Source organism: Streptomyces sp. NPDC002676, assembly GCF_053592455.1.
Genome location: NZ_JBSFVT010000009.1, coordinates 112,850 through 125,037 on the forward strand (window position 1 = coordinate 112,850; position 12,188 = coordinate 125,037).

Here is a 12,188-nt window from a genome sequence, read left to right on the forward strand (position 1 = left end):
CGGGGAGGAGTGCTGCGGCGCTTCCTCGGGTCGGTGGGCAGGCCGAAATCCGTGACCGACACCGCTGCTGACCACCACGCCGCAGTCGCCGCAGGCGACGCCCAGACCGCGACCTTCTCCACCGACGCGGACGGGCAGGCATGGACTCCGCCCACCTGGGAGGAGATCGTCAGCACGCACAGCGGCCGGGTCTACCGCCTCGCCTACCGCCTCACGGGCAACCAGCACGACGCCGAGGACCTCACCCAGGAGGTCTTCGTCCGCGTCTTCCGCTCCCTGTCCACGTACTCGCCGGGCACCTTCGAGGGCTGGCTGCACCGCATCACCACGAACCTCTTCCTGGACATGGTCCGCCGCAAGCAGCGCATCCGCTTCGACGCCCTCGGCGAGGACGCGGCCGAGCGGCTGGCCAGCAAGGAACCCACCCCGCAGCAGCTCTTCAACGACGCCCACTTCGACGCCGACGTCCAGCAGGCCCTGGACACCCTTGCGCCCGAGTTCCGCGCCGCCGTCGTCCTGTGCGACATCGAGGGACTGTCGTACGAGGAGATCGCCGCGACCCTCGGCGTCAAGCTCGGCACGGTCCGCTCCCGTATCCACCGTGGCCGCTCCCAGCTCCGCAAGGCCCTGGCGCACCGCTCCCCGGAGGCCCGTGCGGCCGAGCGGCGCTCGTTCATGGCCCGTGTCCCCGCTCTGGGGGGAGGGGGCGCGACGGCGTGAGTGACACACGGCCAAAACCTGCCGAGGCACACCTCGCAGAGCAGCATCTGGGAGACCGGCTCTCCGCCCTGGTGGACGGGGAGCTGGGTCATGACTCGCGCGAGCGCGTCCTCGCCCACCTGGCCACCTGCGCCCGGTGCAAGGCAGAGGCGGACGCCCAGCGCCGGCTGAAGAACGTGTTCGCGGAGGCGGCCCCGCCGCCGCCCTCCGAGAGCTTCCTGGCCCGCCTCCAGGGGCTGCCCGGCGGAGGCGACCTGGACGGCGGCGGTACGCCCACGTCCGGGGGCGGCCTCTTCGGACGGGGCCCCGACGCAGGGGTCTTCGACGTACGGCGCGAAGAGCGCTTCGAGTTCGGCTACGTCCCCGTCGGCCCGCACTCCGTCGCAGCCGTCCCCGCGTCCGCCGAGCGCGGCTTCCGCATACACCCCGTCGGCCGCCCGGACACCGACCGCCCGGCCTCGCGCGGGCTGCGGTTCGCGTTCGCCGCCGCAGGCGCGGTGTCGCTGGCCGCCGTCGCCCTCGGCGGCGTGACCACCGGCCTCCCCAGCGACACCACCGCGGATGCCCGCAGCGCCTCCGAGAACGGCAGCAATGTCGTCCCGGCGCGGTCCGCGGGCACCGGCAGCGGCGCGGCCACGCCCGACACCCAGCGCCGCCGGCCCGTGGGACCGCAGCTCTCCCAGGGCAGCTCCCTGCTCGGCCAGACGCCGATCGCGCCGACCACGATGTCCGCGCCGCTGGTCCCCGGCCTGCCGGCCCCCGGGCAGGCGCCCGGCGTCGTACACGACCTCACCGCGCCGGTGCTGGCCGGTGCGGCGGCGGTGTCCCCGCTGATACGCCCGCTGACCGAGAACGCGCCGTTCCCGCCGGCCTCGTGGGCCAAGTCCCACGGGCTGCTCGGCCTCGGCCTGCTGTCCGCCCCCGTCCCCGAACAGGCCTCCGCTCCCACCGCCTCCCCGTCCCTGCCGCCCGCCGCCTCCCACCCGGCTCCCTGACCGGCCTCTGCGCCCCGGCCGGCGAACCTGGTTGAATCCTGTGAACGCCGTGCCCGTGGTGACGACCCGGGCGCGCAGTCGACGTTCCGCGGCCATCGCCCCAGCGGGGGGCCGCGGCCAGCCGTGGGGAGAGCATGAACGAGGGCAACCCGTCGGAAGAGGCGCCGGCGCGGGTGACGTCGGAGGGCACCGTGGGGGCTGCGGCCCCGGGCGCAGGCCATGAGGAGCCGGGCGACTTCGAGCTGGCACGTCCTGAAGCCGCTCCGGAGCCCGCGACAGGGCCCGCGACGGGGACCGAGGGCCCCGGCGGCGACTTCGAGCTGCCGAGGCCCGCGTCGGCCGGTTCGAGCGGCGCGCAGGCGCTTCGCGCGCAGACGGCCGGGGCCGGGGCGGAGTCCGGTGCCGCCGCGTCCGTATCCACGGAGGCGGCGGAGGCCGCTGGGGCTGTCGCCGAAGGGGCCGTCGCTTCGGCGCCCGCCGTTGCGGAGGCCGCCGTGGAGGACGCCAACCCCGCCGCGTCTGCCGGGCGCCCCAAGCCCTTGCACGACCCCGACCCCTACGGCACCCCGCCGTACGGTGAGCCGGGCCCCTGGGCCCCCGCGCCGCCCGTCCAGCACCCCGGGGCGACCCCGGCCCAGGGCACGCCCCTCCCACCGCAGGCGATGGCACCCGTGGCTCCCGCCGCGCCCGTGCCGGCTGCGGCACCGGTACCCGCCCCCGCCCCCGTCGCCCCGCCCGCACCCGCGCAGGGTGCCCCCGGCGATCCCTGGCAGCGTTACGACCCCTGGGCCGTGCCGCCCGCCGCCGGGCAGGTGCCCCTCGGTCCCGCCGCGCCCCTCCAGCAGACCGGGGCCCGGGTGCTCACGGACGTGGAGCGCAAGCGCCGCGCGACGCGGTTCCTGCTCGGCTGGGCCCTGGTCATCGCCCTCGTGTCCGGCGGGCTCGGCGGGCTGCTGGGCGCCTACGCCGAGCACGAGGGCCTGGGCGACGTACACCTGCCGCAGGCCGGGAAGGTGCCCGCCGGCCGGGCGCCCGACAGCGTGGCCGGGATAGCCGCCCGGGCACTGCCCAGCGTCGTCACGCTGCACGTCAAGGGCAGCGACGAGGAGGGCACCGGCACCGGCTTCGTCCTCGACACGCGCGGGCACATCCTCACCAACAACCACGTCGTCCAGCCCGCAGGGTCAGGCGGCGAGATATCGGTGACGTTCAGCAGCGGCGACACCGCCAAGGCGAAGGTCGTCGGCCGGGACAGCGGCTACGACCTCGCCGTCGTCCAGGTCAGCGGCGTCCGGGGGCTCACCCCCATGCCGCTCGGCAACTCCGACGGCGTCCGGGTCGGCGACCCCGTCGTCGCCATCGGCGCCCCCTTCGACCTGGCCAACACGGTCACCTCCGGCATCATCAGCGCCAAGGAGCGCCCCATCACGGCCGGCGGGGAGAAGGGCGACGGGAGCGATGTGTCGTACGTCGACGCGCTGCAGACCGACGCCCCCATCAACCCCGGCAACTCGGGCGGCCCGCTGCTCGACTCCCGGGCCCAGGTCATCGGCATCAACTCGGCCATCCGCTCCGCCGACAGCAGCTCCGACTCCGAGACCGGCCAGGCCGGCTCCATCGGCCTCGGCTTCGCCATACCGATCAACCAGGCCAAGCGCGTCGCCGAGGAACTGATCAACAAGGGCCACGCCACCCACCCTGTGATAGGCGTCACGCTCGACATGGGCTACACCGGCGACGGCGCCCGTATCGACACCAAGAGCGCCAACGGCGGCCCCGCGGTCATCAGCGGCGGCCCCGGCGAACGGGCCGGCCTCAAGGCCGGTGACCTCATCACGGAGGTCGACGGACAGCGCGTCCACACCGGCGAGGAGCTGATCGTCAAGATCCGTGCCCACCGGCCCGGCGACCGGCTGCGGCTGACCGTCGAACGCGATGGCGCGGAACGGACAGTCTCCCTCGCGCTGGGCGCGTCGGAGCAGAACTGACAGAAGTCTCACCTCGGGACGCTACCGGTCGGACAGGAACGCCGGGTACCGTTGAGCGACCGTGGAGATCACACTGGGAGCGTCAGGTGTTCAATGACATAGGACCACTCGAGCTGGTCACCATCATTGTGCTCGCTGTGCTCGTCTTCGGTCCGGACAAGCTCCCGAAGATGATCCAGGACGTCACGCGTACGATCCGCAAGATCCGTGAGTTCTCCGAGAGCGCCAAGAACGACATCCGCAGCGAACTGGGTCCCGAGTTCAAGGACTTCGAGTTCGAGGACCTCAACCCCAAGACGTTCATCCGCAAGCAGCTGGACAACGACGAGCTGGGGTTGAAGGAGATCCGCAACGGCTTCGACCTGAAGAAGGAGATGGCCGAGGTCACCGACGCCGTCAACGGCCGGGACACCGACTCGTCGTCCGCTTCTTCGTCTTCTTCGTCTTCTTCGTCTGCGTCGCCTGCGCCGTCCGGCGGGCGCCTCGACATGACCAAGAAGGCCGAAGAGCCCGCCAGGGGCGACCGCCCGTCCTTCGACGCGGACGCGACCTGATCCGCCGCACAGGTCCCAGCCGCACCCACTGACGACAAACGCACGCCCCCCGGCCCCGACACGCGGGCCGGAGGGCGTGCGTGACGCGTTTCATAGCGTGCGCCCGCCGCACCCGGCCTGAACAGGCCGTCCGTGCGACCACGCGCCCGGCGGTTTCCCTGCTGCTCTCAGCAGTGTGGATATGCTGCCGAGTTGTTGTGCGGACCGGACGAGTACGCCCGAAGGGGGGCGGGCACCCCGGTCCGACGAGAGCGAGGAGGCGTCCGGGCAGATGGAGACGACAAGTCGGGTGGGTGCGCAGGCGCCGGCCGCGGAGGGCGGACAGCAGCTCCCCTCCGCCTGGCGCACGGTCGACGGCTATCTGGAGGCTCCCTTTCCCTGGTACGGCCTCGATGAGGCCTTCACGGGGCCGCGTTGGCTGATGCAGGTCGGCATGGCGGCCGACGGCGCGGTGGAGCACGGGTCGATCGGGCACGGTGACGAGCCGACCGTGCGCAACGAGTCCGCGTCCGCGGAGGAGCCGCGGGAGAAGTTCGCCGTCGTGGTGACCGTGCCGGCGCACCCGCCCCGGCGCAGCGCCGACGGTACGGGGCTGCTGGAGGCGACGTCGGTGTCCTCGGCGGCGTGGCTGGCCGGCGTGGGGCTGCTGTCGTTCACCTGGCCCGGCCAGATGGACCACAGCCTGCGCGACGACTGGCTGGACCAGCAGACGGAGACGGCGTGGGCTCTGGCCGACGACCTCGAGGGGCCGGAGTGGTCCCGGCTCTCGCTGCCGGTGGACGGGGTGGCGACCTCGTTCCACTACCGGGAGTGGGAGTTCGGCTGGGTGCTCGCCGGTACCACCGGGGCGGGCGTGCACCTGGGGGCGTACGGGCGGGGGATGAGCGCGTACGGGGTCGGGTTCGCCGTGGTGAAGGACATCGCCTCGTACGCATGAGTACCCGCGCATGAGAAAGCGCATGAGAAAAGGGGCGCCGTGATGCCGGCGCCCCTCCGCTGTGTGCGGGCTCAGAACCTGTTCCGTGTGTGCGGGCTCAGAACCTGTTCTGCGGGTTCTCAGAACTTGTTCTTCGGCGTGATCCCCAGCGACAGGCCCGACAGGCCGCGCTGGCGACCGCCCAGCTTGCCCGCGATCGCGCGCAGTGCCGAACCCGCCGGGGACTCCGGGTCGGTCAGGACGACCGGCTTGCCCTCGTCGCCGCCCTCGCGCAGGCGGACGTCGATCGGGATGGACCCGAGGACGGGGACGGACGTGCCCGTCGTACGGGTCAGGCCGTCCGCCACCGCCTGGCCGCCGCCCGTGCCGAAGACGTCGACCATCTCGCCGCAGTGCGGGCAGGGCAGGCCGGACATGTTCTCGACCACGCCGACGATCTTCTGGTGGGTCTGCACGGCGATGGCACCGGCGCGCTCGGCGACCTCGGCCGCGGCCTGCTGCGGGGTCGTCACGACCAGGATCTCGGCGTTCGGGACCAGCTGGGCGACGGAGATCGCGATGTCACCGGTGCCGGGCGGCAGGTCCAGCAGCAGGACGTCCAGGTCGCCCCAGTACACGTCCGCCAGGAACTGCTGCAGCGCGCGGTGCAGCATCGGGCCGCGCCAGACGACCGGCGCGTTGCCCGGGGTGAACATGCCGATCGAGATGACCTTCACGCCGTTCGCCGACGGCGGCATGATCATGTTCTCGACCTGGGTGGGACGGCCGTCCGCGCCCAGCATCCGCGGCACGCTGTGGCCGTAGATGTCGGCGTCCACGACACCGACCTTCAGGCCGTCCGCGGCCATCGCCGCGGCGAGGTTCACGGTCACCGAGGACTTGCCGACGCCGCCCTTGCCGGACGCGACCGCGTACACCCGGGTGAGGCTGCCCGGCTTGGCGAAGGGGACCTCGCGCTCGGCCTGGCCGCCACGCAGCGCCGTCGCCAGCTCCTTGCGCTGCTCGTCGCTCATCACGTCCAGCGTGACGTCGACGCGGGTGACGCCCTCGACCCGGGAGACCGCGTCGGTGACACGCTGGGTGATCGTGTCCCGCATCGGGCAGCCGGAGACCGTGAGGTACACGGTGACCGCGACCGCTCCGTCCGCGCCGATCTCCACCGATTTGACCATCCCCAGTTCGGTGATGGGTCGGTTGATCTCGGGGTCGTTCACCGTCGCCAGCGCCTCGCGCACCGCGTCTTCCGTAACCATAAGGACGATGGTACGGCGCGGTACTGGGCCCGTGGGTAGCCCCTCAGCGGTCGTCTGCGTCACGTCCCTGAGTCCGTTCCGCCCGCTCTGCCGGGAATACGACGTGGCCGGGATGCCCGTCGCCGCGCCTGCGTTCCTCCAGTTCCTTGAGCACGTCCTGGAGTTCCGAGCGGATCCAGTCGCGGGTGGCCACCTCGCCGAGGCCCGTGCGCAGCGCGGCGATCTCCCGGGTCAGGTACTCGGTGTCGGCGATGGACCGCTCGTTCTGCTTGCGGTCCTGTTCGAGGTTGACCCGGTCCCGGTCGTCCTGCCGGTTCTGCGCGAGCAGGATCAGCGGGGCCGCGTACGAGGCCTGGAGGGACAGCATCAGCGTCAGGAAGATGAACGGGTAGTTGTCGAAGCGCAGGGCGGCCGGCGCGAAGATGTTCCACACCACCCACAGGATGATGACGACCGTCATCCAGACGATGAAGCGGCCCGTGCCCAGGAAGCGGGCGATCCGCTCCGACAGCCGGCCGAAGGCCTCCGGGTCCCACTCGGGCAGGATCCGGCGCCGGGGCGGGCGCGGCTGGTCCAGGCGGGGCGTGCGCGGCCGGGTGGCCGCCGTGGCGCCCACCGGAATGCGCTCGCGGGTGCTCTCGCGCTCAGGAGCCATGGGCGCTCGCCCCCTCGCCGGCCGCCCCGGCCTCGTCGTTCAGGTGGAACTCCGTCTCCCGCCAGTCCTCGGGCAGCATGTGGTCGAGGACGTCGTCCACGGTCACCGCGCCGAGCAGCGACCCGGACTCGTCCACCACGGGCGCGGCGACCATGTCGTACGTGGCGAAGAACCCGGCGATCACGGGCAGGGTGGCGTCGGGGGCCAGGGTCTGCAGATCGTCGTCGACGAGCCCGCTGACCAGGGAGTACGGGGGGTCGCGCAGCAGCCGCTGGAAGTGGACGGTACCCAGGTACTTGCCGGTCGGGGTCTCGTCGGGCGGGCGGCACACGTAGACCTGGGCGGCGAGCGCGGGGGACAGGTCGGGGTTGCGGACCCGGGCGAGCGCGTCGGCGACGGTGGCGTCCGGGCGCAGCACGATCGGCTCGGTGGTCATCAGACCGCCCGCGGTGTGCTCCTCGTACGACATCAGGCGCCGCATGTCGGCCGCGTCGTCGGGCTGCATCAGGCTCAGCAGCCGCTCCTGGTCGTCCTCCGGCAGCTCGGAGAGGAGGTCGGCGGCGTCGTCCGGGTCCATGGCCTCCAGGACGTCCGCCGCGCGCTCCTCCTTCAGCTTGCCGAGGATCTCGATCTGGTCGTCCTCGGGCAGCTCCTCCAGTACGTCGGCCAGGCGGTCGTCGTCCAGGGCGGAGGCCACCTCGGCGCGCCGCTTGGGGGAGAGGTGGTGCAGGACGTTGGCGAGGTCGGCGGGGCGCAGCTGCTCGAAGGTGGCGAGCAGGCTCTCGGCGCCCTGTCCGTGCTCCTCCAGCGAGAACCCGGTGACGGCGGACCACTCGGCGGTCAGCGTCTCGCCCTTGGCGCGCCGGAACGCGCCGGCCTTCTTGCCCTTGCGCACGAAGACGCGGTCGACCTCCCAGTCCCGGCGGGCGGGCAGCTGCTGCACGGACACGTCGAGGACGGTGACCTCCTCACCGGTCTCCACCAGCTTCACGCGGCGGTCCAGCAGCTCGCCGAAGACCAGCCGTTCGGTGGGCCGCTGCTCGAAGCGGCGCACGTTCATGACGCCGGTGGTGATGACCTGGCCGGACTCGATGCCGGTCACCCGGGTCATCGGCAGGAAGATACGGCGCCGGGTGGACAGCTCGACGACCAGTCCGAGCACGCGCGGGGGCCGCCGGCCGACCCGCAGCATGACGACGACATCGCGCACGCGGCCCACCTGGTCGCCGTTCGGATCGAAGACGGGGACCCCGGCGAGGTGCGAGACGAAGATCCGGGGGGCGCCGGCTGCCATGACTGTGCCTTCTTTGCATGGAGTTCGTGTGGATTGCTCAGATGTGACCGCTCGGGTGCGCTTCAGGCTAGCCCGTCCTGATCGGATACGCCCTGGTGAGCGGTCCGGACGGACTGGCTCCGCCGGGCGGACCGGGCCCCGGTACGCTGCCGTACGCCATTCAGGAAACCCCCTCAGGCACCTCTCAGGAAACCTCAGGCAACCCCTCAGAAAGGCGAGCCGCCCGTGACCTCGATTCCCCAGGGCCGTAACCGCCGGACCGCACTGGTGACCGCCGTGTGCGCGCTGGCCGTGACGGGAGCGGCCGTGCTGACGGGGTGCGGCGGCAGCGAGGATCCCGACGCCGGCACGAACGGGGTGGGCAAGCTCCCCGCGGACCGGATCCAGGCCAAGGCGCGGTCCGCGGCAGCCGCGGCGTCCACGGTGCACCTGTCCGGGACCGTGGTGACCAGCGGCCGTACCTACACCCTCGACATGCGTCTCAAAAGCGACGGCGGGACCGGCTCGGTGACCTCGCAGGGCAGCACGTTCAAGCTGCTGCGGGTGGGCAAGCAGCTGTATCTGAAGGCCGACGCGGCCTTCTGGAACCACGCCGACGGCAAGGGCGACGACGCGGCGGCGAGCAAGCTCGGCGGCAAGTACGTGAAGGTGCCGCAAGGGGACCCGGCGTACAAGAAGTTCAGCGGCTTCACGGACAAGACCGTCCTCCTCGAAGGTCTGCTGACGCTGCACGGCAAGCCGGCGACGGACGGCCACCACGAGCAGTCCGGGACCCCCACGATCCGCGTCACCGGCGACAAGGGCTCCGGCGGCATCCTCGACGTCTCCCTCCAGGGCACGCCGTATCCGCTCCGCCTGGTCCGGGCCGGAGGCGCCGGGACGCTCAGCTTCTCGGACTGGGGCAAGGACTTCGCCGTCACCGAGCCCGCGACGGGCGAGACGGTGGACTACGGCGAGCAGCTGCCGACGTCCTAGCCGTAGGCTGCTTCGCCCGTCCTAGCTCTTCGCTACTTCGCCTTCCGTCGCTTCGCCAGCAGCTTCGGCAGGCCCGCCGGGATCGGCCGACGTGTGATCGCCGGGGACGGCAGCGGGCGTTCGGCCAGGCTCTCGTCGGGCAGCGGGGCCGGCGCCCCCGCCGGCACCAGGCGCAGCACCCGGCACTCGCGGGCCCAGCGGGCCGGCATCTCCTCGCCGTCGTGGGCGTTGAGGCGCTTCCCCTTCAGTTCGGTCACCGCCGCCTCCCACTCCGGCGAGCCGGAGCGCAGCTCGGTCACGGTCGCCGGCCAGGTCACCAGCCGGCCGCCCTTGTCCTTGCTGCGCACGATCACCTCGGCCGAGCCGCCGTCGGTCAGCTCGGGCAGCGGCTGCTCGCCGGGCCCGTCGCCGACCACGCACACCGCACCCTCGACCCACGCGTGCCACAGCGCACGCGCCGCGGGGGCCCCGGCGCCCCTGACCCAGATGAGGCCGGACTTCTTGGTGGCCTCCTCGATGAGGGCCTGGTCGAGAAGGGCCTGGTCGGGCAGCTCGGTTGTCATGGGTTCAGCCTATCCAGGCCCGCTCACAGCCAGCCGTTGCGCTTCAGCGTGCGGTGGATGCCCAGACACAGGGCCACCGTGATGCCCATGATCACCGGGTAGCCGTACTTCCAGTGCAGCTCGGGCATGTACTTGAAGTTCATGCCGTACACACCGCACACCATCGTCGGTACGGCGATGATCGCGGCCCAGGCGGTGATCTTGCGCATGTCCTCGTTCTGCGCGACGGACGCCTGCGCCAGGTTGGCCTGGAGGATGGAGTTCAGGAGTTCGTCGAAGCCGAGCACCTGCTCCTGCACCCGGGCGAGGTGGTCGGCGACGTCCCGGAAGTACTTCTGGATGTCCGGGTCGATCAGCCGCATCGGCCGCTCGCTGAGCAGCTGCATCGGCCGCAGCAGCGGAGCCACCGCCCGCTTGAACTCCAGCACCTCACGCTTGAGCTGGTAGATCCGCGCCGAGTCCACGCCACGCGAGACCCCGCCCTTGCGGCCCGGCGAGAAGACCTCGGTCTCCACGTCGTCGATGTCGTCCTGCACCGCGTCCGCGACCGCGATGTACCCGTCCACGACGTGGTCGGCGATCGCGTGCAGCACCGCCGAGGGGCCCTTGGCGAGCAGCTCCGGGTCGTCCTGGAGGCGGTGCCGCAGCGCCCGCAGGGAGCCCTGGCCGCCGTGCCGGACGGTGATGAAGAAGTCCCGCCCGGTGAAGCACATGACCTCGCCGGTCTCGACGACCTCGCTGTTGGCGGTGAGCCGGTCGTGCTCGACGTAGTGGATGGTCTTGAAGACGGTGAAGAGCGAGTCGTCGTACCGCTCCAGCTTCGGCCGCTGGTGTGCCTGCACGGCGTCCTCGACGGCGAGCGGGTGCAGCCCGAACTCGCTGGCGATACCGGCGAATTCGGCCTCGGTCGGCTCGTGCAGGCCGATCCACACGAAGCCGCCGTCGCGCCGCACCTGCCGCATGGCCTCCTGCGGGGTCAGCGGCTTGGCGCTCGCCACGCGGGTGCCGTCGCGGTAGACGGCGCAGTCGACCACGGCCGAGGGCGTGGCGGGGTCGCGCGTGGTGTCGTACGACGCGCTCGTCTCCTTGCGCAGCGACGGGCGGGACGACGGGCGGACGGCGGCACGCAGGTCACGGATCATCGACATGGGCAGGCTCCTTCGCGGGCAGGCAACGAAAGTGCGCCTGCGACGGGTGGAACTACCCGGAATGAGGACGTCCTGACTGCGGAGGTTTGGCACGTCCACAAAGCGGGGAGCACCGCAACGTCGCGGTGGCGACTTCGCTACTGATGCAGAACTGACGCAGATCAGACAGATCAGGTGAAGCGAAACGAAGTGCTCTTCCGAACGACGACGCGAACGGGGAAAGGTGGCAGCCAGCCGGTAACTACATCAACAGCCGGAAGAGCGAGTGGTACTACCAGGTCGACTTCGATCCATGACAGCCCCACCTCCTCCGGCCGGTCCCTCGTAAGGGAGTCTCATCGGCGTCGGGACTTGACGGCGACGCTTGGCGTGCTGTCCCGAACCACCGGCTCAGCGTAGCAGCAGCCCGAAGTGTCAAGGCGCTGCTTTGCCCGGTACTGACGAGTTCTATGCTCACCGCATGGTTGATGTTCTTCCTCTTGTCGAGGCCCGGTTGAGCACCGCTCTGGGAGAACCGGACGCGCGCGCCGCGGTCACCTTCCTGGGCACGGACCGCATCGAGGTGCTCCGTTTCCAGGAGGGAGATGTCGTCCGCTACGCCACGCTCGGCATGTCCGCGCACCCCATGACGGACCCCACGGCGATGGTTGCCGACCCCGTCAAGGGCCCCCGAGTCGAACTGGTGTTGTCCGTCCGCGCGGGCATCGCCGACACCGACAAGGTGCTCCGCCCGCTCGCGGTGCTCGCCGCAACGCCGCAGGTGGAGGGCATCGTGGTGGCCCCGGGCGCTTCCCTGGACGTGGGTGAGCCGCTGTGGCCCGGCGCTCCCTTCAGCTCCGTTCTGGTGGCGGAGCCGGGCGGGCTCGTCGAGGATCTGGAACTGGACGAGCCGATGGACCCCGTACAGTTCCTGCCGCTGCTGCCGATGACCCCGAACGAGGCCGCCTGGAAGCGGGTGCACGGCGCCCAGGCCCTCCAGGAGCGCTGGCTGACGAACGGGACGGACCTGAGGGACCCCGCCCGCAAGTCCGTCCCGCTGGACTGATTCGGGATCGCCCCGAGTGAGCAAGCTCACCAACCGTGGCCCGGGCCGGGTCAGTTGACGA

12 protein-coding genes are annotated in these 12,188 nt (G+C 71.7%); 7 read left to right on the top strand and 5 right to left on the bottom strand.

The genetic code is table 11. The annotated features are described in order from the left end of the window. Positions 1–9: 9 nt before the first annotated feature. The 5 genes from sigE (at position 10) to ACWD3E_RS24905 (ending at position 5,194) form a co-directional block, all read left to right on the top strand. A complete protein-coding gene (gene sigE, locus ACWD3E_RS24885) occupies positions 10–720 on the top strand; it encodes an RNA polymerase sigma factor SigE (protein WP_451389771.1) in 711 nt (236 codons plus the stop codon). Continuing rightward, complete coding sequence (locus tag ACWD3E_RS24890; protein ID WP_451389772.1) at positions 717–1,715, top strand: anti-sigma factor family protein; 999 nt, start codon at positions 717–719, stop codon at positions 1,713–1,715. The genes sigE and ACWD3E_RS24890 overlap by 4 nt, the downstream gene beginning before the upstream one ends. Positions 1,716–1,849: 134 nt before the next feature. Beyond that, entirely contained in the window at positions 1,850–3,703 is a 1,854-nt protein-coding gene (locus tag ACWD3E_RS24895; protein ID WP_451389773.1) for a trypsin-like peptidase domain-containing protein, read from the top strand. Between the two features lie 86 nt (positions 3,704–3,789). Then, a complete protein-coding gene (locus tag ACWD3E_RS24900) occupies positions 3,790–4,257 on the top strand; it encodes a sec-independent translocase (protein WP_451389774.1) in 468 nt (155 codons plus the stop codon). A gap of 271 nt (positions 4,258–4,528) precedes the next feature. Next, a complete protein-coding gene (locus ACWD3E_RS24905) occupies positions 4,529–5,194 on the top strand; it encodes a hypothetical protein (protein WP_451389775.1) in 666 nt (221 codons plus the stop codon). 119 nt (positions 5,195–5,313) lie between these two features. On the opposite strand, the gene ACWD3E_RS24910 is transcribed toward ACWD3E_RS24905, so the two are convergent. From ACWD3E_RS24910 to ACWD3E_RS24920, 3 genes are read right to left on the bottom strand one after another with little or no spacing between them, the layout of a single operon-like run. Next, positions 5,314–6,447 (bottom strand): Mrp/NBP35 family ATP-binding protein, encoded by a 1,134-nt coding sequence (locus tag ACWD3E_RS24910; protein ID WP_451389776.1) that lies wholly within the window; start codon positions 6,445–6,447, stop codon positions 5,314–5,316. Between the two features lie 43 nt (positions 6,448–6,490). Beyond that, the gene (locus tag ACWD3E_RS24915; protein ID WP_451389777.1) at positions 6,491–7,102 is read right to left on the bottom strand and encodes a DUF1003 domain-containing protein; all 612 of its coding nucleotides are present in this window, start codon (positions 7,100–7,102) and stop codon (positions 6,491–6,493) included. Further along, positions 7,092–8,396 (bottom strand): magnesium transporter MgtE N-terminal domain-containing protein, encoded by a 1,305-nt coding sequence (locus ACWD3E_RS24920; protein ID WP_451389778.1) that lies wholly within the window; start codon positions 8,394–8,396, stop codon positions 7,092–7,094. The genes ACWD3E_RS24915 and ACWD3E_RS24920 overlap by 11 nt, the downstream gene beginning before the upstream one ends. Before the next feature lie 225 nt (positions 8,397–8,621). Between ACWD3E_RS24920 and ACWD3E_RS24925 the strand changes: the two genes are divergently transcribed. Next, positions 8,622–9,371 carry a hypothetical protein gene (locus tag ACWD3E_RS24925; protein WP_451389779.1) on the top strand — a complete coding sequence of 250 codons (750 nt, stop codon included), beginning with the start codon at positions 8,622–8,624 and terminating at the stop codon, positions 9,369–9,371. Positions 9,372–9,403: 32 nt separating this feature from the next. Here ACWD3E_RS24925 and ACWD3E_RS24930 read toward each other — a convergent pair whose 3' ends face one another. Further along, on the bottom strand, positions 9,404–9,934 hold the full coding sequence (locus ACWD3E_RS24930) for a hypothetical protein (protein WP_451389780.1): 531 nt from the start codon (positions 9,932–9,934) through the stop codon (positions 9,404–9,406). Between the two features lie 23 nt (positions 9,935–9,957). Beyond that, the gene (locus ACWD3E_RS24935) at positions 9,958–11,082 is read right to left on the bottom strand and encodes a magnesium and cobalt transport protein CorA (RefSeq protein ID WP_451389781.1); all 1,125 of its coding nucleotides are present in this window, start codon (positions 11,080–11,082) and stop codon (positions 9,958–9,960) included. 460 nt (positions 11,083–11,542) lie between these two features. Between ACWD3E_RS24935 and ACWD3E_RS24940 the strand changes: the two genes are divergently transcribed. Further along, positions 11,543–12,127 (top strand): suppressor of fused domain protein, encoded by a 585-nt coding sequence (locus tag ACWD3E_RS24940; protein WP_451389782.1) that lies wholly within the window; start codon positions 11,543–11,545, stop codon positions 12,125–12,127. Positions 12,128–12,188 lie beyond the last annotated feature (61 nt).